Annotated in this window: 22 protein-coding genes; 19 read left to right on the plus strand and 3 right to left on the minus strand. The window is 60.6% G+C overall.

What is annotated here, in order from left to right:
- Nucleotides 1-70 precede the first annotated feature (70 nt).
- Nucleotides 71-3,250 (minus strand): ribonuclease E, encoded by a 3,180-nt coding sequence (gene rne / locus CKW25_RS08925; protein WP_095078812.1) that lies wholly within the window; start codon nucleotides 3,248-3,250, stop codon nucleotides 71-73.
- Between the two features lie 739 nt (nucleotides 3,251-3,989).
- On the opposite strand from rne, the gene rluC reads away from it, so the two are divergent.
- The 3 genes from rluC to CKW25_RS08940 are packed head-to-tail and all read left to right on the plus strand — an operon-like array spanning nucleotide 3,990 to nucleotide 6,609.
- Nucleotides 3,990-4,946: a 23S rRNA pseudouridine(955/2504/2580) synthase RluC gene (rluC, locus tag CKW25_RS08930; protein WP_095078813.1), complete on the plus strand. Its 957-nt coding sequence runs from the start codon at nucleotides 3,990-3,992 to the stop codon at nucleotides 4,944-4,946.
- On the plus strand, nucleotides 4,936-5,598 hold the full coding sequence (locus CKW25_RS08935; RefSeq protein WP_095078814.1) for an HAD-IIIA family hydrolase: 663 nt from the start codon (nucleotides 4,936-4,938) through the stop codon (nucleotides 5,596-5,598). Before rluC ends, CKW25_RS08935 begins: the two co-directional genes overlap by 11 nt.
- A gap of 21 nt (nucleotides 5,599-5,619) precedes the next feature.
- Nucleotides 5,620-6,609 (plus strand): S49 family peptidase, encoded by a 990-nt coding sequence (locus CKW25_RS08940; protein WP_095078815.1) that lies wholly within the window; start codon nucleotides 5,620-5,622, stop codon nucleotides 6,607-6,609.
- A 240-nt stretch (nucleotides 6,610-6,849) separates the two neighbouring features.
- Here the strand turns inward: CKW25_RS08940 and CKW25_RS08945 are convergent, their stop codons facing one another.
- Entirely contained in the window at nucleotides 6,850-7,428 is a 579-nt protein-coding gene (locus CKW25_RS08945) for a nucleoside triphosphate pyrophosphatase (protein WP_095078816.1), read from the minus strand.
- 105 nt (nucleotides 7,429-7,533) lie between these two features.
- Between CKW25_RS08945 and CKW25_RS08950 the strand changes: the two genes are divergently transcribed.
- The 12 genes from CKW25_RS08950 (at nucleotide 7,534) to CKW25_RS09005 (ending at nucleotide 17,354) form a co-directional block, all read left to right on the plus strand.
- A complete protein-coding gene (locus CKW25_RS08950) occupies nucleotides 7,534-8,061 on the plus strand; it encodes a YceD family protein (protein ID WP_008152342.1) in 528 nt (175 codons plus the stop codon).
- Between the two features lie 13 nt (nucleotides 8,062-8,074).
- Nucleotides 8,075-8,257 carry a 50S ribosomal protein L32 gene (rpmF, locus tag CKW25_RS08955; RefSeq protein ID WP_095078817.1) on the plus strand — a complete coding sequence of 61 codons (183 nt, stop codon included), beginning with the start codon at nucleotides 8,075-8,077 and terminating at the stop codon, nucleotides 8,255-8,257.
- 3 nt (nucleotides 8,258-8,260) lie between these two features.
- Entirely contained in the window at nucleotides 8,261-9,271 is a 1,011-nt protein-coding gene (plsX, locus tag CKW25_RS08960) for a phosphate acyltransferase PlsX (protein ID WP_095078818.1), read from the plus strand.
- Nucleotides 9,272-9,397: 126 nt separating this feature from the next.
- A complete protein-coding gene (fabD, locus tag CKW25_RS08965) occupies nucleotides 9,398-10,336 on the plus strand; it encodes an ACP S-malonyltransferase (protein WP_095078819.1) in 939 nt (312 codons plus the stop codon).
- Nucleotides 10,337-10,352: 16 nt separating this feature from the next.
- On the plus strand, nucleotides 10,353-11,096 hold the full coding sequence (fabG, locus tag CKW25_RS08970) for a 3-oxoacyl-ACP reductase FabG (RefSeq protein WP_095078820.1): 744 nt from the start codon (nucleotides 10,353-10,355) through the stop codon (nucleotides 11,094-11,096).
- A 192-nt stretch (nucleotides 11,097-11,288) separates the two neighbouring features.
- Nucleotides 11,289-11,525 carry an acyl carrier protein gene (gene acpP / locus CKW25_RS08975; protein WP_003175607.1) on the plus strand — a complete coding sequence of 79 codons (237 nt, stop codon included), beginning with the start codon at nucleotides 11,289-11,291 and terminating at the stop codon, nucleotides 11,523-11,525.
- A gap of 109 nt (nucleotides 11,526-11,634) precedes the next feature.
- Complete coding sequence (fabF, locus tag CKW25_RS08980) at nucleotides 11,635-12,879, plus strand: beta-ketoacyl-ACP synthase II (protein WP_095078821.1); 1,245 nt, start codon at nucleotides 11,635-11,637, stop codon at nucleotides 12,877-12,879.
- On the plus strand, nucleotides 12,879-13,694 hold the full coding sequence (gene pabC, locus CKW25_RS08985) for an aminodeoxychorismate lyase (protein ID WP_095078822.1): 816 nt from the start codon (nucleotides 12,879-12,881) through the stop codon (nucleotides 13,692-13,694). Before fabF ends, pabC begins: the two co-directional genes overlap by 1 nt.
- Before the next feature lie 3 nt (nucleotides 13,695-13,697).
- Nucleotides 13,698-14,846 carry an endolytic transglycosylase MltG gene (gene mltG, locus CKW25_RS08990; protein WP_095078823.1) on the plus strand — a complete coding sequence of 383 codons (1,149 nt, stop codon included), beginning with the start codon at nucleotides 13,698-13,700 and terminating at the stop codon, nucleotides 14,844-14,846.
- 19 nt (nucleotides 14,847-14,865) lie between these two features.
- The gene (tmk, locus tag CKW25_RS08995) at nucleotides 14,866-15,498 is read left to right on the plus strand and encodes a dTMP kinase (protein WP_095078824.1); all 633 of its coding nucleotides are present in this window, start codon (nucleotides 14,866-14,868) and stop codon (nucleotides 15,496-15,498) included.
- Nucleotides 15,491-16,477 carry a DNA polymerase III subunit delta' gene (locus CKW25_RS09000; protein WP_095078825.1) on the plus strand — a complete coding sequence of 329 codons (987 nt, stop codon included), beginning with the start codon at nucleotides 15,491-15,493 and terminating at the stop codon, nucleotides 16,475-16,477. Before tmk ends, CKW25_RS09000 begins: the two co-directional genes overlap by 8 nt.
- Nucleotides 16,478-16,562: 85 nt before the next feature.
- Complete coding sequence (locus tag CKW25_RS09005; protein ID WP_095078826.1) at nucleotides 16,563-17,354, plus strand: TatD family hydrolase; 792 nt, start codon at nucleotides 16,563-16,565, stop codon at nucleotides 17,352-17,354.
- 236 nt (nucleotides 17,355-17,590) lie between these two features.
- On the opposite strand, the gene CKW25_RS09010 is transcribed toward CKW25_RS09005, so the two are convergent.
- Complete coding sequence (locus CKW25_RS09010) at nucleotides 17,591-18,724, minus strand: aminotransferase class V-fold PLP-dependent enzyme (RefSeq protein WP_095078827.1); 1,134 nt, start codon at nucleotides 18,722-18,724, stop codon at nucleotides 17,591-17,593.
- 80 nt (nucleotides 18,725-18,804) lie between these two features.
- Here CKW25_RS09010 and CKW25_RS09015 point away from each other — a divergent pair, with 80 nt between their 5' ends.
- The 4 genes from CKW25_RS09015 (at nucleotide 18,805) to CKW25_RS09030 (ending at nucleotide 21,987) form a co-directional block, all read left to right on the plus strand.
- The gene (locus CKW25_RS09015; RefSeq protein WP_095078828.1) at nucleotides 18,805-19,443 is read left to right on the plus strand and encodes a TetR/AcrR family transcriptional regulator; all 639 of its coding nucleotides are present in this window, start codon (nucleotides 18,805-18,807) and stop codon (nucleotides 19,441-19,443) included.
- A gap of 139 nt (nucleotides 19,444-19,582) precedes the next feature.
- Entirely contained in the window at nucleotides 19,583-20,551 is a 969-nt protein-coding gene (locus CKW25_RS09020; protein WP_095078829.1) for a GTP 3',8-cyclase MoaA, read from the plus strand.
- Between the two features lie 252 nt (nucleotides 20,552-20,803).
- Nucleotides 20,804-21,409 carry a DUF4823 domain-containing protein gene (locus CKW25_RS09025; RefSeq protein ID WP_095078830.1) on the plus strand — a complete coding sequence of 202 codons (606 nt, stop codon included), beginning with the start codon at nucleotides 20,804-20,806 and terminating at the stop codon, nucleotides 21,407-21,409.
- Nucleotides 21,410-21,426: 17 nt separating this feature from the next.
- On the plus strand, nucleotides 21,427-21,987 hold the full coding sequence (locus CKW25_RS09030) for a DUF1285 domain-containing protein (protein ID WP_095078831.1): 561 nt from the start codon (nucleotides 21,427-21,429) through the stop codon (nucleotides 21,985-21,987).

Genomic DNA, 21,987 nt, shown 5'->3' on the forward strand with positions numbered 1-21,987 from the left:
AAGGTCGGCGGTGACGTATAAAAAAGCCCCGCCTGGGTTACCAGGCGGGGCTTTTCAGTGGCGGGCGGAATCAGGCGAGTGGTTTAGGCTCGTGCTCTTTTTCCTGGGCCTCAGGGTGTTGCTCTGCCGCTTCTTCGACGGAACGCAGGTTTTCGTCGGTGGTCGGGGTAGCGGGCTCTGCAGTGACTTCGGCAGCCGGAGCAGGCGCTGCTTCCACCACTTCAGCCACGACGGCCGGTGCAGCAGCGGCTGCCAGTTCGGCTTCCTTCTGCAGGCGCTCGGCTTCACGCTTGCGACGACGCACTTCACGTGGGTCGTTCGGCGCACGACCATTTTCGGTCAGGGCGCTGGCAGGGGCTGCTTCGACAACCGGTGCGGCCACTTCGGCAACCACGGGTGCCTCGACTGGCGCAGGTTCGGCAGCAACGATCACTGGCTCGGCAGCCACTTCGGCAACCGGTGCCGGTGCTTCGACAGCAACAGGCTCGGCAACCCAGTTGAACGCGGTTTGCTCTTCGCGAACTTCCGGTGCCTGTTCGGCGACTGGCGCTTCAACGGCGGCCGGAGCTTCAACCGCAGGCTCAGCAATCGCGACGGGGGCTTCAACCAGGGTTTGCACTTCAGGCTGGGCTTCAACCGCTGGAGCAACTTCTACAGCAGGAGCGGCTGGCGCTTCGACTGGAGTGGTGGCTTCCACGACTGGCGCTTCAACCTGGGCCGTTTCTTCCTGGGCGGGTGCTTCAGTCACGGCGGCAGTCGCACGTTCAGCTTGCTGGTGAGCCTGGGCTTCAGCAGGCGCACTGATCACGGTGCTGGCAACGGCGGCGGTCACGGCCAGGCCGGCAGCCAGTTCAGTGCCTGTTGGCTCTTCGCTGCCTTCGATCTCTTCCGAGCCTTCGATCACGTTGCCGTTGGCATCACGCTGACGCTCGCGACGGTTGCTGCGACGACGCTGACCGCGGGAGCGGCGGCGTGGACGATCGCCTTCGGCGTTTTCCTGACCATCTTCCTGCAGTTGTTCTTCGTTGGTCGGCAGCTCTTCTTCGGCAGCGGCGGCAACAGCCTGTTCAGCACGTGGCTGACGCTCTTCACGCGGTGGGCGTGGCGCGCGTTCTTCGCGTGGCGGACGAGCCGGACGCTCTTCAGCGACGGCAGCAGCGGCAGTAGCGGCTGGCACGGCATCCAGCGGTTCGCGCAGTTCACGCACCGGGCGCTCTTCGCGCTCGCCACGTGGCTTGCGATCTTCGCGTGGAGCACGTGGTGCACGCTCTTCGCGAGGTGGGCGAGGTGCGCGTTCTTCGCGAGCAACCACCGGGGTCTCTTCGCGGGCTTCGCGTGGCTGGCGTTCTTCGCGTGGCTCACGTGGTGCACGCTCTTCGCGCGGTGCACGTTCTTCACGAGGCTTGCGCTCTTCATCGCGGCGGCCGTTACGGCTGCGGCTCTGCTGGCGACCGGTGCGACGTTCTTCGTTGCGTGCCGGACGCTCGGCAGCAGGCTTTTCAACCACAACCGGAGCCGCTGGCTCTTCCTTGGTGGCGAACAGGCTGACCAGCGACTTCACCAGGCCTTTGAACAGGCTTGGTTCAGGGGCGGCAACCGGCGTAGGGGCTGGGGCCGGAGCAGCTACTTCGGTTGGAACCGGAGCATTGGCGCGGGCCGGAGCAGTTTTCACTGCCGCTTCCTGGCGAACCAGGGTGCGGGTTGCAGCGGCCGGCTGGACGTCTTCGACTTCGGCGGCAGCAGCGGCGATTTCATAGCTCGACTGGCCGGTAGCGGCTTCCGGGCTGTCATCGCGCAGGCGCTGAACTTCGAAGTGCGGCGTTTCGAGGTGATCGTTCGGCAGAATGACGATGCGGGCACGGGTGCGCAGTTCGATCTTGGTGATCGAGTTGCGTTTTTCGTTGAGCAGGAACGCGGCCACCGGGATCGGCACCTGGGCACGAACTTCGGCGGTGCGGTCTTTCAGGGCTTCTTCTTCGATCAGGCGCAGGATCGCCAGCGACAGCGATTCGACGTCACGGATGATGCCGGTGCCACTGCAGCGCGGGCAGACGATGCCGCTGCTTTCGCCAAGGGATGGACGCAGGCGCTGACGGGACATTTCCAGCAGGCCGAAGCGCGAGATGCGACCGATCTGCACGCGTGCGCGGTCGGCTTCCAGGCATTCGCGGACTTTCTCTTCCACGGCGCGCTGGTTCTTGGCAGGGGTCATGTCGATGAAGTCGATGACGATCAGGCCGCCGATGTCGCGCAGGCGCAACTGACGGGCGATTTCTTCGGCGGCTTCAAGGTTGGTCTGCAGGGCGGTTTCTTCGATATCGCTGCCTTTGGTGGCGCGCGCCGAGTTGATGTCGATGGACACCAGGGCTTCGGTCGGATCGATCACGATGGAGCCGCCGGAAGGCAGTTCGACGACGCGCTGGAAGGCGGTCTCGATCTGGCTTTCGATCTGGAAACGGTTGAACAGCGGAACGCTGTCTTCGTACAGCTTGATCTTGCTGGCGTACTGCGGCATCACCTGGCGGATGAAGGTCAGGGCTTCGTCCTGGGCTTCAACGCTGTCGATCAGCACTTCGCCGATGTCCTGGCGCAGGTAGTCGCGGATCGCACGGATGATCACGTTGCTTTCCTGATAGATCAGGAACGGCGCGGAGCGATCCAGGGACGCTTCCTTGATGGCCGTCCACAGTTGCAGCAGGTAATCGAGGTCCCACTGCATTTCTTCACTGCTGCGGCCAAGGCCGGCAGTGCGCACGATCAGGCCCATGTCGGCCGGGGCAACCAGGCCGTTCAGGGCTTCGCGCAGCTCATTGCGTTCTTCACCTTCGATGCGACGGGAGATACCGCCGGCACGCGGGTTGTTCGGCATCAGTACCAGGTAGCGACCGGCCAGGCTGATGAAGGTGGTCAGGGCGGCGCCCTTGTTGCCACGTTCTTCTTTTTCCACCTGAACGATGACTTCCTGGCCTTCGCTCAGGACGTCCTTGATGTTGACGCGGCCTTCAGGGGTCTTCTTGAAGTATTCGCGGGAGATTTCTTTGAGGGGCAGGAAGCCATGGCGCTCAGAGCCGAAATCGACAAAGGCAGCCTCAAGGCTTGGTTCGATGCGAGTAATCCGGCCTTTATAGATGTTGGCCTTCTTCTGCTCGCGTGCACCGGATTCGATGTCCAGGTCGTAGAGGCGCTGGCCATCTACCAGTGCAACACGCAACTCTTCGGGTTGAGTTGCGTTAATCAGCATTCTTTTCATGTAGTACCGTCGGTTTCCGGGCTGCCGGAAACGGCGTTCGGCACACACGACTTCTCACGGTCGGTGTCAGGTGCGTCGGGAGTGGTTGGCCATTCCCGTGTCCAGCGATGTCCGGCCAATGTGGGCCTTCGTCGCGACGTACGCGTCCTGCTTGCTGTGGCTACTTAAGCACTCAGTCAGGAGGAGGAATCAACCGGCGACTGTGGACGAGATGAAGCGTCTAAATATAAGCCTAGTGCTACACGGTCCGACGGTTGTGCATCTCCACCCTACACGTATCCCTGATAATTCGGGTGCTGCCGCGCGCAGAATCCGCAGCGGGTTGGCATTTACCGTGTTCTCCAAAGGGGAGTCCACGCTCATGGCTACTCAATACCGGGTGAGGGCGTTTTCGCCAGCTCCCGGCTGTAACAGGCGTTGTTTCCGAAGCATTCGCTCAAGGTCTGATTCGAGACTGACTGCACTTTGTGAACTGGCCGTAAATATCGGCGCAACTGACGAATGGTACCGTCTGGTTGCGCTCGCTTCAGGCCTCATGTCACCTGCGCTTGTTACAATCACGAACCTTCCGATCGATGCGAAAGCCCCGTAGGACGGCCTCGCGTCCTGATGAATTGCGTTGGTCAGGGCCGGCAACTTGCCGTTTGTCCTCTGTCCAGGCCGCTTTTGGCGGCGTTCGCGACTATAGCAGCAATGATTAAGTGCTTCAATTCCATAAAAAATTGTTATCATTCCCGCCATGACGACTACAGCCCCCTCGACCCCAGCCGTACAACTGCTTGAGGTCTCGCCGGAATATGCCGGCCAACGTATTGATAACTTCCTTCTTGCCCGGCTCAAAGGCGTGCCCAAGACCTTGATTTACCGCATTTTGCGTAAAGGCGAAGTGCGAGTGAACAAGGGGCGGATCAAGCCCGAGTACAAGCTGCAGGCGGGCGACATCGTGCGCGTGCCGCCGGTTCGTGTGCCTGAGCGCGACGAGCCGGTGCCGCTGGCGCAAGGCCTGTTGCAGCGCCTGGAAGCCTCGATTGTCTTCGAAGACAAGGCACTGATTGTGATCAACAAGCCTTGCGGTATCGCTGTGCACGGTGGCAGCGGCCTGAGTTTCGGAGTGATTGAAGCCTTTCGCCAGTTGCGTCCGGATGCCAAGGAGCTGGAGCTGGTCCACCGCTTGGATCGCGACACCTCCGGCCTGTTGATGATCGCGAAGAAGCGCAGCATGTTGCGCCATCTGCATACCGCCCTGCGCGGCGACGGCGTGGACAAGCGCTACATGGCGCTGGTGCGTGGCAATTGGGCATCCTCCATCAAGAGCGTCCGTGCGCCGTTGCAAAAGAGCAACCTGCGCTCCGGCGAGCGCATGGTGGAAGTGGACGAGGAGGGCAAAGAGGCGTTGACCTTGTTCAAGGTGCTGCGCCGCTTCGGTGATTTCGCCACCCTGGTCGAGGCCAAACCGGTTACCGGGCGTACCCATCAGATTCGCGTCCATACCCTGCACGCCGGGCACTCGATCGCCGGAGACAACAAGTACGGCGACGAGGATTTTTCCAAGGAAATTCGCGACCTGGGCGGCAAGCGCCTGTTTCTCCATGCCTACATGCTGACCGTGCCGTTGCCCGATGGCGGCGAGCTCAAGCTGCAGGCGCCTGTGGATGAGATGTGGGCCAAGACCGTGGAGCGCCTGAGTGCATCCTGACTACTCGCTGCTAATCTTCGACTGGGACGGCACGCTGGCCGACTCGATCGGGCGGATTGTCGAGGCGATGCATGTCGCCTCTGAGCGGTCGGGTTTTGCATTGTGTGATGACCTGGCGGTCAAGGGAATTATCGGTCTGGGTTTGCCGGAGGCGATTCGTACCTTGTATCCGGAGATCGGCGATGCCGAGCTGGTGGCCTTCCGTCAGCACTATGCCGATCACTACATCGCCCTGGAGTCCGAGCCTTCGCCGTTGTTTGACGGCGTCGCCGAGTCGCTTGAGGCGTTTCGGGCCGAGGGTTATCAATTGGCGGTCGCCACCGGCAAGGCGCGGCGCGGACTCGATCGAGTGCTCAAGTCCCATGGCTGGGAGGCGTATTTCGATATCACCCGCGCCGCCGACGAGACGGCCAGCAAGCCGCACCCATTGATGCTTGAGCAGATTCTGGCGCATTGTGGTGTTGATGCCGGGCGGGCGTTGATGGTCGGGGATTCGTCATTCGACCTGCAGATGGCGCGTAATGCTGGCATGGCGTCCGTGGCGGTCAGTTATGGGGCTCAGTCCATCGAGGCGTTGCGCGCGTTCGAGCCGCGACTGGCCATAGATCATTTTTCGCAATTGCGCGCCTGGCTGGGTCAGCGGGCCAATTAAGTTTGTGTTGGGGTGGATGCAATGACTGACGAATGGAAAGCGCCCGACAAGGCCAAGTCTGAAGGTGGCGAAGACAAGAGCTGGAAGTTGCTGGAGAAGACCCTGCTTGCGGGTGTGCAGGAGCAGCGTCGTTCGCGGCGCTGGGGGATTTTCTTCAAGTTGTTGACCTTTGTTTATCTGTTTGTCGCACTGATTCTGTTCACGCCGCTGATGGATATGGAGAAGTCCGCGGCGCGTGGTCCGGGCTATACCGCGTTGATCGATATTGCTGGCGTGATTGCCGACAAGGAGCCGGCCAGCGCCGACAACATCGTCAGCAGTCTGCGGGCGGCGTTCGAGGACACGAAGGTCAAGGGTGTTGTGTTGCGCATCAACAGCCCGGGCGGCAGTCCGGTGCAGTCGGGTTACGTGTATGACGAGATTCGCCGCCTGCGTGGCTTGCACCCGGATACCAAGGTGTATGCGGTGATTTCCGATATTGGCGCCTCGGGCGCTTACTACATTGCCAGTGCCGCGGATGCGATTTATGCCGACAAGGCCAGCCTGGTGGGTTCCATTGGGGTGACGGCGGCCGGCTACGGGTTTGTCGGTACCATGGAAAAGCTGGGTGTCGAACGCCGGACTTACAATTCGGGTGAGCACAAATCGTTCCTGGATCCGTTCCAGCCGCAAAAACCTGCAGAGACGCGGTTCTGGCAGGGCGTGCTGGATACGACGCACCAGCAGTTCATTGCCAGCGTGAAAAAAGGGCGTGGTGATCGCCTGAAGGACAAAGAGCATCCGGAGTTGTTTTCCGGCCTGGTCTGGTCAGGCGAGCAGGCGTTGCCGCTGGGCTTGATCGACGGCCTGGGCAGTGCCAGTTCGGTGGCGCGGGACGTGATTGGCGAAAAAGAACTGGTCGATTTCACGATCGAGGAATCGCCGTTTGATCGCTTCTCGAAAAAACTGGGAGCGAGCATGGCTGCGCAACTGGCCATGTGGATGGGTTTTCAAGGTCCTGCATTGCGCTGACCGCTGTTTTGTAAAGGAAACCGGCCTTGATGGCTAATGCCAGTCAGTTAAGAGAAATAAAGCCGAACACGAAACCCGTGGCGAGGGAGCTTGCTCCCGCTGGGGCGCAAAGCGGCCCTGTTTTTGGGCTGCTACGCAGCCCAGCGGGAGCAAGCTCCCTCGCCACGGGTACTATGTTCGGCTGGTTTTCGGCTTAACTGATCGGCATTAGCCTTGATGGCCGCTTTTTTTGCATTGGGCTCAGGGGGTTTGCACGCCCTCTGCCAGCAGCATGTCCACCAGGCGTATCAGTGGCAAGCCCACCAGGCTGGTGGCGTCCGGGCCCTCGGTGCTTTGAAACAGGCTGACGCCCAGTCCTTCGGCCTTGAAGCTGCCTGCGCAGTCATAGGGCTGCTCGGCGTGCAGGTAGCGCTCGATGCGCTGCGGGTCGAGGGTGCGCATGTGTACGGTGAAGGGGATGCAGTCGAGCTGGCACAGGCCTGTCTGGCTGTTCAAGAGGGCCAGGCCGGTGAGGAAGGTCACGCTGGTGCCGCTGGCGGCCAGTAGCTGCTCACGGGCCTTCTCGAAGGTGTGGGGCTTGCCGATGATGCGTCCATCCAGTACGGCGACCTGGTCCGAGCCGATAATCAGGTGTGCGGGGTGGCTGTCGGCCAGCGCTCGGGCTTTTTCCTCGGCCAGGCGTTTTACCAGTTCGATGGCGGGTTCGCCGGGCTGGTGGCTTTCGTCGATATCCGGTGACTGGCAGGTGAATGGCAGCTGCAGGCGAGCCAGTAATTCACGGCGATAAACCGAGCTTGAAGCGAGTAATAAAGGCAGCATGCGGCTCTCCAAAAGTCAGTTGATAATTCTAGCGGGGCTTCCAAGTGACGGACAGGGTTGAATTTCCTTTGACATGGGCGGGGGCATCCCTATAATGCTGCGCCTATGTTGAATGACCCGATTCCACCTCACGTTGACCCGCGCAAATTGGCTGATCGTGGCACCACCCTCCAGGGTGAAATGCTGCTAGCCGATTTGGAGAGACTCTGCGACCCGCTTTCCGACACTGTCGGTACGGTGCAGGCTAAATTCGTATTTGAACGAGATGAGCGTAAATCTGTGGTGATCCACAGCTTTATCGACACCGAGGTCAAAATGGTTTGCCAGCGTTGTCTTGAGCTGGTCACCCTGCCGATTCACAGCGAATGCAGTTATGCTGTGGTAAAGGAGGGTGCGAATACCCAGTCGTTGCCGAAAGGTTATGACGTGCTGGAACTGGGCGAAGATCCTTTGGATCTGCAGTCACTGATCGAGGAGGAGCTTTTGCTCGCCTTGCCCATTGTGCCTGCTCATCATCCGGAAGAATGCCAGCAGCCGGCGGGTCTCGATGAGCCCGAACCGAGCGAGGACGAGGTAACGCGGTCCAACCCGTTCAGTGTATTGGCGCAGTTAAAGCGTGACCCAAACGTTTAGGAGTTAATCAATTATGGCTGTTCAGCAGAACAAAAAATCCCGCTCTTGCCGTGACATGCGTCGTTCGCACGACGCTCTCGAGGCTAGCACCCTGTCTGTAGAAAAAACCACCGGTGAAGTTCACCTGCGTCACCACGTATCGCCAGAAGGCGTATACCGTGGTCGTAAAGTGATCGACAAGGGCGCTGACGAGTAATCCTTGTCCGCTCAAGTCATCGCGATTGACGCAATGGGCGGGGACTTCGGTCCCCGCAGCATTGTTCAGGCCAGCCTTGCTTGTCTGTCTGCTACCCCCTCGCTGCACCTGGCCCTTGTCGGTCAACCCTCCCTCCTTGAAGAATTGATCGCCAGCCAGTCGGCCGTGGATCGCGCACGCCTGGCGATTGTGCCGGCCCTCGACGTCATTGGCATGGATGAAAAACCTTCCCAGGCCCTGCGTGGCAAGCCGGATTCCTCGATGCGCGTGGCCCTCGAACTGTTGCGTGATGGCAAGGTCCAGGCGTGTGTCAGTGCCGGCAACACCGGTGCGCTGATGGCGCTGTCGCGTTATGTGCTCAAGACGTTGCCGGGTATTGATCGTCCGGCCATGGTCGCGGCGATTCCGACCCAGCGTGGTTATTGCCAGTTGCTCGACCTGGGCGCCAACGTCGATTGCAGTGCCGAGCACCTGCTCCAGTTCGCGGTGATGGGGTCGGTGGCGGCGCAGATTCTGGGTATCGCTCGTCCGAAGGTGGCGTTGCTCAACATCGGTACCGAAGACATCAAGGGCAATCAGCAGGTCAAGCTCGCCGCCACGCTGCTGCAAAACGCCCGGGGCCTGAACTACATCGGATTCATCGAAGGCGATGGTCTGTATCGTGGCGAGGCGGATGTGGTGGTGTGTGACGGCTTTGTCGGCAACATCCTGCTCAAGTCCAGCGAAGGCCTGGCGACCATGATTGCCGGGCGTATCGAGGCGCTGTTCAGGAAAAACCTGGCCACCAGGGTGGTCGGTGCCCTGGCGTTGCCGTTGATGAGGCGCTTGCGGGCCGAGCTCGCGCCGGCCACGCACAATGGTGCGAGCTTCCTTGGTTTGCAGGGAATTGTGGTCAAGAGTCACGGCTCGGCGGGTGTGCAGGGGTTCCAGAGTGCCATTCAGCGCGCCTTGATCGAGATTCAGGAAAACCTGCCTGAGCGCCTTCACGGGCGTCTCGAGGAATTGTTGCCTTAGGCATTTTCGTCGGACAATGCTTAAATGTGACCGCTCGGTTCAATTGGCCATCCAACTGTCAGTTTCTTGCGCCCCTCAAATGGGGGCGTCAACTCTCCGACGACAAGATCATTAGGGGCTTGTTACATGTCTGCTTCCCTCGCATTCGTCTTTCCAGGACAGGGTTCGCAGTCCCTCGGCATGCTGGCCGAGTTGGGCGCGCAACATCCATTGATCCTCGAAACCTTCAAAGAAGCTTCCGATGCTCTGGGTTACGACCTGTGGGCACTGACCCAGCAGGGGCCGGAAGAGCAGCTCAATCAAACCGACAAGACCCAGCCGGCCATTCTGACCGCTTCGATCGCCCTGTGGCGCCTGTGGCTGGCTGAAGGCGGTGCACGTCCGGCCTACGTTGCCGGTCACAGCCTGGGCGAGTACAGCGCGCTGGTTGCCGCTGGCAGCCTGAGCCTGGGTGCAGCCGTCAAGCTGGTAGAGCGTCGCGGCCAGTTGATGCAGGAGGCCGTACCGGCCGGGCAGGGCGGCATGGCCGCCATTCTCGGCCTGGATGATGCCGACGTGCTGGCAGCCTGTGCTGAAGCGGCGCAAGGCGACGTGGTCAGTGCGGTCAACTTCAACTCGCCGGGCCAGGTGGTGATCGCCGGTGCCAAGGCGGCGGTCGAGCGTGCCATCGAAGGCTGCAAGGCGCGTGGCGCCAAGCGTGCGATGCCATTGCCGGTCAGCGTGCCGTCGCACTGCGAACTGATGCGTCCGGCTGCCGAGCGTTTCGCCGAGTCCATTGCCGCGATCGATTGGCAGGCTCCGCAGATTCCCGTGGTGCAAAACGTCAGTGCTGCGGTGCCCGCTGACCTGGAAACCCTCAAGCGCGACCTGCTCGAGCAACTCTACAAGCCGGTTCGCTGGGTCGAGTCCGTCCAGGCGCTGGCTGCCAAGGGTGCGACCCAATTGGTCGAGTGCGGTCCGGGTAAAGTCCTGGCTGGCCTGAACAAACGTTGCGCCGAAGGCGTGTCGACCTCTAACCTCAATACCCCAGATGCCTTCGCTGCCGCCCGTGCAGCGCTGGCCTGAATTAGGAGAAGCTTGCATGAGTCTGCAAGGTAAAGTTGCACTGGTGACCGGTGCCAGCCGTGGTATTGGCCAGGCCATCGCCCTGGAGCTGGGTCGTCAGGGCGCTATCGTGGTTGGTACCGCGACGTCCGCTGCCGGTGCCGAGCGCATCGCGGCAACCCTGAAGGAAAACGGCATTCAAGGCACCGGCCTTGAGCTCAATGTCACCAGCGACGAGTCCGTGGCGACCGTCCTGGCAAGCATTCAGGAACAGTTCGGTGCGCCGGCGATTCTGGTCAATAACGCCGGCATCACCCGCGATAACCTGATGATGCGCATGAAAGATGACGAATGGCATGATGTTGTCGATACCAACCTGAACAGTCTGTTCCGCCTGTCCAAGGGTGTTTTGCGCGGCATGACCAAGGCGCGTTGGGGTCGAATTATCAGTATTGGTTCGGTTGTGGGTGCCATGGGCAACGCAGGCCAAGTAAACTATGCAGCCGCCAAGGCGGGTCTGGAAGGTTTCAGTCGCGCGTTGGCGCGTGAAGTGGGCTCGCGCTCGATCACGGTCAACTCGGTGGCTCCTGGGTTTATCGATACCGATATGACCCGCGAGCTGCCTGAAGCGCAGCGTGAAGCCCTGCAGACGCAAATTCCGCTGGGCCGGCTGGGGCAAGCTCAAGAGATCGCGTCCGTGGTCGCTTTTCTTGCGTCGGACGGTGCGGCTTACGTTACTGGGGCTACAATCCCGGTGAACGGCGGGATGTACATGAGTTAAATGTGACGGATTGCTTCAAAAAAATGTCATACGAGCTGTCTAAAATCCGTTATAAAGCTGCACTTTATTTGTAGGCGGCGGGTCATCAGGGTTTGAGGAGTGAAGCTTTCAGTTGAAAAACCGAAAAGCCTTTCTATACACTTACCCACTGGCCAGCTGCCTGAATTTGTCCATTAGGAGTGAAAACAAGGTATGAGCACCATCGAAGAGCGCGTCAAGAAAATCGTTGCTGAGCAACTGGGCGTTAAAGAAGAAGAAGTTGTGAACACTGCTTCCTTCGTTGAAGACCTGGGTGCCGACTCCCTTGACACCGTTGAGCTGGTGATGGCTCTGGAAGAGGAATTCGAGACCGAAATCCCTGACGAAGAAGCTGAGAAGATCACTACTGTACAAGCTGCCATCGACTACGTTACCAGCCATCAGGCGTAATAGTTTGTAATCGTTGTTAGCTGTCATGGAAAAACCGCACTGCCATCATGGCGTGCGGTTTTTTCTTTAGGTCCGATGCAAAGTCGTCATTTGAAAAAAGGAGAGTGCTGTGTCGCGTAGACGCGTCGTAGTCACCGGTATGGGTATGTTGTCGCCACTGGGCACGGATGTGCCGAGCAGTTGGCAGGGCATTCTGGCTGGCCGTAGTGGCATTGGTCTGATCGAACACACCGACCTTTCTGCCTATTCCACCCGTTTTGGCGGCTCGGTAAAGGGCTTCAATGTCGAGGAATACCTGTCGGTCAAGGAAGCTCGCAAGCTCGACCTGTTCATTCAATACGGTCTGGCGGCCGGGTTTCAGGCAATGCGCAATGCCGGCCTGGAAGTGACCGATGCCAACCGTGAACGCATTGGCGTGGCCATGGGTTCGGGTATTGGCGGTCTGACCAATATCGAAGAAACCAGCCGCACCTTGCATGAATCGGGGCCGCGACGGATTTCTCCGTTTTTCGTGCCGGGCTCGATCATCAATATGATTTCCGGTTTCCTGTCCATCCATCTGGGTACACAGGGGCCGAACTACGCCATCTCGACAGCGTGTACCACCGGTACGCACTGCATCGGCATGGCGGCGCGCAACATCGCTTACGGCGAAGCCGATGTGATGATTGCCGGCGGTTCCGAAATGGCGGCGTGCGGCCTGGGCATGGGCGGCTTCGGTGCCGCGCGTGCGCTGTCGACCCGCAACGATGAGCCGACCCGCGCCAGTCGTCCATGGGACAAGGGCCGTGATGGCTTCGTCTTGTCCGACGGTGCCGGTGCATTGGTGCTCGAAGAGCTTGAGCACGCCAAGGCCCGTGGCGCGACCATCTATGCCGAGCTGATCGGTTTTGGCATGAGCGGTGACGCCTACCACATGACCTCGCCGCCAGCTGACGGTGCGGGTGCTGCGCGCTGCATCACCAACGCGTTGCGCGATGCGCAGATCAACGGCGACCAGGTGCAGTACATCAACGCCCACGGCACGTCGACCTCTGCTGGCGACCTCGCCGAAGCCCGGGCGATCAAGACCGTGTTTGGCGATCACGCCTACAAGCTGGCGGTCAGTTCGACCAAGTCCATGACCGGTCACCTGCTAGGTGCGGCGGGCGCGGTCGAGGCGATCTTCAGTGTGCTGGCGATCAATGGCCAGGTGGCGCCGCCGACCATCAACCTTGATGAGCCGGACGAAGGTTGCGATCTCGATTTCGTGCCGCACACGGCGCGTAACATGGACATCGACGTGGTGCTGTCCAACTCGTTCGGCTTTGGCGGTACCAACGGCTCCCTGGTGTTCCGCCGGTTCGCCGGTTGATGGACAGCTGGGTCGACGGTCGGCCGGGTGACGCACTGTCGCTGAAAGACCGCGGCCTGGCTTATGGTGACGGCCTGTTCGAGACCATAGCGGTCAAGGGCGGGCAGCCACTGTTGCTGGATCGGCACCTGCAACGCCTGGCTGAAGGGTGTTCGCGCCTGGCAATGGCTGCGGATCACGGGTTGATCCGCAGCGAACTGCTGGCATACGCCGCCGTCCTGGGCGAGGGTGTGCTCAAGCTGATCCTCACGCGTGGCGACAGTCTGCGCGGTTATGCCGCCGACCCCGCGGCTGCGCCCCGGCGAATCCTGCAAGGCAATCCCCCGGTGGTTTACCCACCTGCCCATGGGCAGCAAGGTGTACGGTTGTTTCCTTGCGCGACGCGTCTTTCGATCCAGCCGGCCCTGGCCGGTCTCAAGCATCTCAATCGCCTTGAGCAGGTCATTGCCCGTGCCGAATGGCAGGGAACTGATTGTGCCGAGGGCTTGATGCTGGACCTTGAGGGGCGAGTCATCGAGGGGGTGTTCAGTAATCTGTTCCTGGTGCGCGATGGCGTGTTGGTCACGGCCGATTTGAGGCGCTGTGGCGTCGCTGGCGTGATGCGTGCCGAATTATTGTTTCAAGCCAAGTCTTTGGGAATCCCCACTGAAATCACCGATATCAGCCTCGAACACCTGCAACAGGCTGATGAAGTCTTTGTCTGCAACAGCGTATACGGCATTTGGCCGGTATCCGCTTGTGCTGCGCTGAGCTGGCCGGTTGGGCCGCTCACCCGTAAACTGCAAGGCATTGCCTGCGCGCTACTGGATGCTTGATTCGTGAGACGTAAACTCTTGCTGCTGCTGGAAACCGGACTGGTTCTGGCGGGGCTGCTGCTGGGCGCTTCGGCCTGGAAAATCAATTCGGCGCTGGAGCAGCCGCTCAACATTACTCAGGAAGAGTTGCTGGACGTACCCAATGGAACCACGCCGTCCGGGACGTTCAAGCGCATGGAGGCAGACGGTATCCTCGAGGATGCCTTCTGGCTGCGCCTTTACTGGCGCCTCAACCTCGCCACCCAACCCCTGCACAGCGGTGAATACCGCATGCTGCCCGGCATGACTGCGCAAGGCCTGATCGGCCTTTGGCAGCGCGGCGAAGTGGTTCAGTACAGCCTGATCCTGGTGGAGGGCTGGAACTTCCGTCAGGTTCGAGCAGCGTTGGCGAAAACCGACAAGCTGGAACAGACCCTCGATGGCTTGAGCGACGGCGAACTGATGGAGAAGCTCGGCCATGCCGGCGTGTTCCCGGAGGGGCGGTTTTTTCCGGACACTTACCGCTTCGTGCGTGGCATGACCGACGCGCAGGTACTGGCAAAAGCCTATGACCGACTGGATGAAGTCCTGGCCGCGGAGTGGGGCAAGCGTTCTCCCGATGCACCGTACACCGAACCCTATCAGGCGCTGATCATGGCCTCGCTGGTGGAGAAGGAGACGGGTGTGCCCCAGGAGCGCGGGCAGATTGCCGGCGTGTTCGTGCGTCGCCTGCAGCTGGGCATGCTGTTGCAAACCGACCCGACCGTGATCTACGGGATGGGTGAGCGTTACAACGGCAAGCTGACGCGGGCGTACCTCAGGGAGCCGACGCCGTACAATACCTACGTGATTTCCGGATTGCCGCCGACGCCGATTGCGATGGTCGGCCGTGAAGCGATTCATGCGGCACTGAACCCGGTACCTGGCAGCAGTTTGTACTTCGTGGCACGGGGCGATGGCAGTCATGTGTTCTCCGATGACCTGGATGCCCACAACAATGCCGTGCGCGAGTATCAGATCAAGCGCCGCGCGGACTATCGTTCCAGTCCTGCGCCGGACAATGGCGCGGCAGCACCCGATGCGGGCGCGGCTGATACCGCCCCGGAGATGGAGCTCGAAGTGCCATCAGCGCTGCCGGCACCTGATGTGCAAGCACCGCAAAGCCCGCAATGACTCTGACTAAGGACTGCCTGTGACTGGCTTGTTTATAACTCTGGAAGGCCCGGAAGGCGCTGGCAAAAGCACCAATCGCGAGTACCTGGCCGAACGCCTGCGTGCCGAGGGTATCGAGGTCGTGCTGACTCGCGAGCCTGGCGGTACGCCGCTGGCCGAGCGCATCCGCGATGTCTTGCTGGCGCCCGTCGACGAAGTCATGAACCCGGATACCGAGCTGTTGCTGGTGTTCGCCGCGCGTGCGCAGCACCTGGCCGAGGTGATTCGCCCGGCGCTGGCTCGCGGGGCCGTGGTGCTGTGCGATCGCTTTACCGATTCCACGTACGCCTATCAGGGCGGTGGCCGCGGGTTGTCCCTGGAGCGTATTGCTGCCCTGGAAGCCTTTGTCCAGGGTGACCTGCGTCCAGACCTGACGCTGGTGTTCGACTTGCCGATTGAAATCGGTATGGCGCGCGCCAGCGCCCGTGGTCGGCTCGACCGTTTCGAGCTGGAAGGCCGGGTGTTTTTCGAGGCCGTGCGCAATGCGTTCCTCAAGCGCGCGGCCGCCGATCCCGCGCGCTACCTGTTGGTGGATGCTTCGCAGCCACTGGCCCAGGTCCAGCGGGCGCTGGACGCGCTGATGCCGCAACTGTTGGAGCGTCATCGTGGCTGAAGCCTATCCGTGGCAAGACAGCCTCTGGCAGCAACTGGCCGGACGTACGCAGCACGCTCATGCCTACCTGCTCCACGGTCCTGCGGGCATTGGCAAGCGAGCCTTGGCCGAGCGCCTGATGGCGCGTTTGCTGTGCCAGCGGCCTGACGGTCTGGATGCGTGCGGGCAGTGCAAGTCCTGCCTGTTGCTCAGGGCCGGCAGCCACCCGGATAACTACATCCTGGAGCCGGAAGAGGCGGACAAGGCGATCAAGGTCGACCAGGTCCGCGAGCTGGTGGGTTTCGTGGTGCAAACCGCGCAACTGGGCGGGCGCAAGGTGGTGCTGATCGAGCCGGCGGAGTCGATGAACATCAACGCGGCCAACGCCTTGCTCAAAAGCCTCGAAGAGCCTTCGGGCGATACCGTGTTGTTGTTGGTCAGTCACCAGACCAGCCGGTTGCTGCCGACGATCAAGAGTCGCTGTGTACAGCAGGCCTGTCCGCTGCCAAGCGAGGCCATGAGCCTTGCGTGGCTGGCCACGGCCTTGCCCGACTGCAGCGAGGACGAGCGCGTCGAACTGCTGACCCTGGCGGCGGGCTCGCCCCTGGCGGCGGTCACCTTGCAGGCCCAGGGTGTGCGCGAGCAGCGTGCGCTGGTGGTCGACGGCGTCAAGAAGTTGCTCAAGCAGCAGCAGTCGCCCACGCAACTGGCTGAGGGCTGGAATGCGATCCCGTTGTTACTGCTGTTCGACTGGTTCTGTGATTGGTCGAGCCTGATTCTGCGTTATCAATTGACCCAGGACGAGGCCGGGCTTGGCCTGGCCGACATGCGCAAGGTGGTGCAGTACCTGGCGCAGAAGTCCTCGAAGGACAAGGTCCTGACTATTCAGGACTGGATCCTTGCCCAGCGACAGAAAGTGCTGAGCAAGGCTAATCTCAATCGTGTGCTGCTGCTTGAAGCCTTGCTGGTGCAGTGGACAGGTTTGCCTGGCCAGCGATGATCCGGGACGCCTGCATGAATGAATACCGTCCGGTCGCCATAGCCTGGTCGACCGCCCCTCTCACAGGATGTAGTTCCAGCCTTTTATGCTCGTAGATTCCCATTGCCATCTCGACCGTCTCGATCTCGCCGCGCATGACGGCTCCCTGGATGCCGCACTCGAAGCGGCCCGCCAGCGTGGGGTCGGGCATTTCCTGTGCATCGGCGTCAGTGTCGATAACGCCGCCGACGTCAAGGCGCTCGCTGAACGCTATGACGACGTCGACTGTTCGGTGGGGGTTCATCCCCTGGACGTGCAGCCGGACGCAGCTCCCGCGCTGGACTGGCTGCTGCGTGAGCTCAACCACCCGCGGGTAGTGGCCATCGGTGAAACCGGCCTGGACTACCACTACGAGCCGGAGGCGGCCCACGTGCAGCAGGCGTCTTTCCGACTGCACCTGCACGCCGCGCAGCAGACGGGCAAGCCGGTGATTGTCCACACCCGCGGCGCGCGTGCCGATACGCTGGCGTTGTTGCGTGAAGCCGCGCTGCCCCAAGCCGGCGTGCTGCATTGCTTCACTGAGGACTGGGACATGGCCAAGGCCGCGCTGGACCTGGGGTTCTACATTTCGCTGTCGGGGATCGTGACCTTCCGCAATGCCGATGCCCTGCGCGATGTGGCCAGCAAGGTGCCCGCAGACCGGCTGTTGGTCGAGACCGATTCGCCGTACCTGGCGCCGATTCCGTATCGTGGCAAGCCAAACCTGCCGCAGTACGTGCGGGAAGTGGCAGAGTTCCTGGCGATGCTGCGCGGCGAGTCTTATGAGCGTTTCGCCGAACAGACCACGGAGAACTTCAAGCGGCTGTTTCCGTTGGCGCACGTCAGGTCGGTAGTCTGAAAGACCGTCTGGCGCTCAAATCGCAGGCAAAAAAAACCCGGGTTCTGGGGGGTGAATCCGGGTTAAGACCATTAGGAGTAAAACAAAGGCACACAGTCCATTGGTACCTATATCGACACGCCACTTGGGGGAGATGACGCGTCGACATTTCAAGTATTGATCAGTATTGCGCCTCGTCCAGTTTGCCCTCCGCGTTTCTTAAACAAATTTGGAATACCGGCGCTTCGCTTGAGTTCTCACTGCTTGGCGATGGACGCAATAATGGCAATTGTTTCGTCGATCACGCGTTTTTCTGTGTAGAAGTGCGGAGAAAAACGAATGCCGGGGCCGCGCGGAATGCACACCACTTGCTCGGCTTTCAGGGCCTCGTAAAGCACCTGATTATCGATGCCGTCGATACTGAATGAGACAATCCCGCCGCGCCGGGCCGGATTCAACGGGCTGTGCAGTTTCACCCCGGCAATGGTGCTGAGCCCCTCCTGTAGCCATTGCACCCGCTCGGCAATCAGGGCGGCAACCTGTTCCATACCGACCTCTTCCAGTAATGACAGGCTGGCTTCCAGGGCCATGGCTCCCAGCATGTTCGGGCTGCCGCACTCAAAGCGTCGGGCACTTTTGGCGGGTTCCCAGGTGGTGCGATTGTAATCGCCCATGTGTTCGAGCATGTGCCAGCCGAATTCGTGCAGTTTCAGCTGTTCGCGCAGGTCGCTACGCACATAGAACACCCCAAGACCTTCTGGCCCCAGCATCCATTTGTGGCCGTCGGCCATGGCGAAGTCGCACTGATAACTCTGGACATCGAAGGGCAGGGCGCCCAGTTGCTGGATGGCGTCGATGCAGAACAGCACATCCTGCTGCTTGCAACCGGCGCCCAGGCGCTGCAGGTCCAGGCGCAGGCCGCTGGCGAATTGCACTGCGCTGACCGACATCAGGCGGGTCCGTGGACCGCAGGCAGTCAACAAGGCACCTTCCGGGTCGTCGCCCTTGAGGCTGACCTGGACCACTTCCACGCCTTGGGCGGTCAAGGCCTCCCAGACGATACGGTTGGACGGGAATTCTTCATCGCTGATAACGATCTGGTCACCGCTGGCCCAGGTCAGTCCGAAGGCGACAAAAGACAATGCCTCTGAAGTATTTTTGACCAATGCGATATCATCCGTCGACGGCGCGTTTAGCAGTCGTTTCAGGCGTTCGCGCAGGCGTTGCTCCAGCGCCATCCAGTCCGGATAGTCACGTGCGCCCAGCAAAACGTTCTCTTGGGCGAAGCGCGACACGGCTGTCGCGGCGCGGTTTGGCCAGGGTGCGACGGCCGCATGATTCAAATAACGCAGGCCCGGAGCCTGTACAAATTCATCAAGAAACGTAGTCATGGTCGGATGATCCGTGCAATTTGGCGCAATTTAGGCATAATACGCGGCTTCGAATTTTGACCCCTACAGACCTTTTTCTTATGCATAAAGAACCTCGTAAGGTCCGTGAGTTTCGTCGCCGCGAGCAAGAAATTCTCGACACCGCGCTCAAGCTGTTCCTCGAACAAGGTGAAGACAGTGTCACCGTCGAGATGATCGCTGATGCCGTGGGTATCGGCAAAGGCACCATCTACAAGCACTTCAAGTCCAAGGCGGAGATCTATCTGCGCCTGATGCTCGACTACGAGCGTGACCTGAACGAGCTGCTGCACTCTGCCGATGTCGACAAGGATAAGGAAGCCCTGTCCCGGGCCTACTTCGAATTCCGCATGCGCGATCCGCAGCGCTACCGGTTGTTCGATCGCCTGGAAGAGAAGGTGGTCAAGGGCAACCAGGTGCCGGAGATGGTCGAGGAACTGCACAAGATTCGCGCCTCCAATTTCGATCGCCTGACCTTGTTGATCAAGGGCCGCATCAGCGAAGGCAAGCTCGAAGACGTGCCGCCGTATTTCCACTTCTGCGCATCCTGGGCGCTGGTGCACGGCGCCGTGGCGCTGTATCACTCGCCGTTCTGGAGCAATGTGCTGGAAGATCAGGAAGGTTTCTTCCAGTTCCTGATGGATATCGGCGTGCGCATGGGCAACAAGCGCAAGCGCGATACCGACACGCCAGGCAGCTGATCCATTCAGCAGCTTTATTGCGCCATGTTTCCCTGTATGGCGCAGTGCCCCGGGAATATACTCAGGCTTAGGTATTGCTAAAACTTGATTTATGAGTCAAGTTTTAGCTTTTCCGCATCGACTTCCGCCGGAGTGATCCATGATCGTTGACCGACAAGGCAGGCGCTTCCGCAATTTGCGGGTCAGTCTGACTTCCGCCTGCAACTACGCCTGTACCTACTGTGTGCCTAATGGCAAGCGGCTGGTGGCTGCGCAGGATGAACTGTCGGCCGAAGCCATGGCGCGCGGCGTTGCCTATCTGATCGAAGCCGCCGGCATCGAGCGTCTGCGTATCACCGGTGGCGAACCGCTGGTGAGCCCCAAGCTGGAAGCCTTCATGACGGCGGTGGGGCAGATGGGGCTTGAGGACATCAGCCTGACCACCAACGGCCAATTGCTGGCCAGGAAGCTGCCCCTGCTGGTGGATGCCGGCATTCGGCGGATCAACGTTTCCCTTGATACCCTGAACGCTGCCGCGTTTCGCGGTATTGCCCGTGGTGGCGATCTGGCGACCGTGCTCGATGGCATGGAACAGGCCCGTGCGGCCGGCATCAAGATCAAGGTCAACATGGTGCCGTTGCGTGGGCAGAACCTCGATCAAGTGTTGCCATTGCTGGATTACTGTCTGGAACGTGGCTATGAGTTGCGTTTCATCGAGCTGATGCGCATGGGCCATCTGGCCAGTGATTCAAACGCGTTCCTGCAACAGTTCGTCAGCCTTCAGCAGTTGCTCAGCCTGATTGGCGAGCGGTACGAGTACCTGCAAGCCGACGCCCCCGTGGATGCCACGGCGGTGCGTTATGAAATCCCCGGCCATGGCCATTTCGGCGTGATCGCCAACGAAAGCGTGCCGTTCTGCCGCACCTGTTCGCGTTTGCGCCTGTCGTCCACGGGCTGGCTGCACGGCTGCCTGTCATCGAGTAACCGCCACTACGTGGGCGACTTGCTGGACAAGCCGCGCCACCAGGCATTGCCCGCGCTCCAGCGCCTGCTGGTAAAAGCCTTGGGCGACAAGCAGGAGGTGGCGTTTTCCGGTGGGGCCACGGTGATGAAGATCATTGGCGGCTGACCGGGCTTTTGTGGCGAGGGAGCTTGCTCCCGCTGGGTCGTGAAACGGCCCCAATAAAGCCATTCTCCCGCGTGTTGTCAGAGATACCGCATTCCCCCGGTTTACGACGGCTGCGCCGCCGAGCGGGAGCAAGCTCCCTCGCCACAAGTTCGTATTATCAAACCGGAATTTTCCATGGACTCAAGGACTGGCGCGGAAGCTGCATCCCGCAAAGATTCGCCGGTTTTCCGTCACCGGCTTCTGGAGGGTAGGATGCGTAGCCTGGTTTTGCTGCTGGCCGTTTTGGCACTTGGCGGCTGCATGAATGTCAGCGACATGGGCGAAGAGGCTCGCTACCACATGAGCGATGCGGGTCTGCTCGATCACAGCGACAGCCGTCGCGTGAATAACCTGCGTATTCAGCCAGACTCGTTCATCTACATTGCCCAAGGCCCGTTCGCGCCGCCGGGCACTGCCGAACCGCGACAGAACGTGGTCGCCGAAGAGGCCTTCAAGGGCTTTATCGAATATTTCCCGATGGTGCGCCGTGCCGCCGGCCCTGAAGGCCTGGATGCCGCCATGGGCGAGGCTCGCGGCCTCGGTGCCCATTACCTGCTGTATACCCGCTTCGCCAATGCCGATGACCGTATCGGCAACTCGGACGAGTGGCTTGACCAGGAGGCCGTGGACCGCCTGGGGATCGACAGCGGGGTGATTCAGATCATGTTGATCGAGACCAGCACCCGGTATTTGATTGATACTGCACGGATCAAGAGTCGTGGCGGTTTACTGACGTTCCACGACAACAGGCCAGAAGATCTGCTGGGCCCGCCGCTTGCGCAATACGCTCGCAGCCTGCTGGGCCTGAGCGATCAGTAGTTCACCCGGAGAGCAACATGAGTGGTTCGCAAAAAGCTAACGATCTGCTGGGGCAAATCCCCAAGTCCAAAGGCTTGCCGCCCGTTCATTTGTGGAACCCCGACTTCTGCGGCGACATTGACATGCGCATCGCCCGCGATGGCACCTGGTTTTACCTGGGCACGCCGATCGGGCGCAAGCCGATGGTCAAGCTGTTCTCCACCATCATTCGCCGTGACGGCGATGATTACTTCCTGATCACTCCAGTGGAGAAGGTCGGGATCAAGGTCGACGACGCCCCCTTCGTGGCGGTGACGCTGGACGTCGAAGGAGAGGGCCAGGCCCAGGTGCTGCGCTTCACCACCAACGTCGACGAGCTGACAGAGGCCGGGCCTGAGCACCCGTTGCATGTCGTGATCGACCCGGTCACTCAGGAGCCCGCGCCCTATGTGCACGTGCGCACCAATCTGCAAGCCCTGATCCATCGCAACGTGTTCTATCAACTGGTCGAGCTGGCCGTGACCCGCGAGATCGACGGCCAGCGCTGGTTGGGCGTGTGGAGCGGCGGCGAGTTCTTCCGTATCGGCCTGGAACCCTGA

This window comes from Pseudomonas sp. Irchel s3h17 (genome assembly GCF_900187505.1).
Taxonomy (GTDB): Bacteria; Pseudomonadota; Gammaproteobacteria; order Pseudomonadales; family Pseudomonadaceae; genus Aquipseudomonas.

Bases quoted from the DNA above. Each gene is read 5' to 3' on its own strand.
- CKW25_RS09015 (WP_095078828.1), top strand. From the start codon at position 18,805: ATGCATAAAGAACCTCGTAAGGTCCGTGAGTTTCGTCGCCGCGAGCAA.
- rpmF (WP_095078817.1), top strand. From the start codon at position 8,075: ATGGCTGTTCAGCAGAACAAAAAATCCCGCTCTTGCCGTGACATGCGT.
- CKW25_RS08950 (WP_008152342.1), top strand. From the start codon at position 7,534: ATGTTGAATGACCCGATTCCACCTCACGTTGACCCGCGCAAATTGGCT.
- CKW25_RS08945 (WP_095078816.1), bottom strand. From the start codon at position 7,428: ATGCTGCCTTTATTACTCGCTTCAAGCTCGGTTTATCGCCGTGAATTA.
- fabD (WP_095078819.1), top strand. From the start codon at position 9,398: ATGTCTGCTTCCCTCGCATTCGTCTTTCCAGGACAGGGTTCGCAGTCC.
- CKW25_RS09020 (WP_095078829.1), top strand. From the start codon at position 19,583: ATGATCGTTGACCGACAAGGCAGGCGCTTCCGCAATTTGCGGGTCAGT.
- rne (WP_095078812.1), bottom strand. From the start codon at position 3,250: ATGAAAAGAATGCTGATTAACGCAACTCAACCCGAAGAGTTGCGTGTT.
- rluC (WP_095078813.1), top strand. From the start codon at position 3,990: ATGACGACTACAGCCCCCTCGACCCCAGCCGTACAACTGCTTGAGGTC.
- CKW25_RS09030 (WP_095078831.1), top strand. From the start codon at position 21,427: ATGAGTGGTTCGCAAAAAGCTAACGATCTGCTGGGGCAAATCCCCAAG.
- CKW25_RS09025 (WP_095078830.1), top strand. From the start codon at position 20,804: ATGCGTAGCCTGGTTTTGCTGCTGGCCGTTTTGGCACTTGGCGGCTGC.
- CKW25_RS08940 (WP_095078815.1), top strand. From the start codon at position 5,620: ATGACTGACGAATGGAAAGCGCCCGACAAGGCCAAGTCTGAAGGTGGC.
- CKW25_RS09005 (WP_095078826.1), top strand. From the start codon at position 16,563: ATGCTCGTAGATTCCCATTGCCATCTCGACCGTCTCGATCTCGCCGCG.
- pabC (WP_095078822.1), top strand. From the start codon at position 12,879: ATGGACAGCTGGGTCGACGGTCGGCCGGGTGACGCACTGTCGCTGAAA.
- CKW25_RS09010 (WP_095078827.1), bottom strand. From the start codon at position 18,724: ATGACTACGTTTCTTGATGAATTTGTACAGGCTCCGGGCCTGCGTTAT.
- acpP (WP_003175607.1), top strand. From the start codon at position 11,289: ATGAGCACCATCGAAGAGCGCGTCAAGAAAATCGTTGCTGAGCAACTG.
- fabG (WP_095078820.1), top strand. From the start codon at position 10,353: ATGAGTCTGCAAGGTAAAGTTGCACTGGTGACCGGTGCCAGCCGTGGT.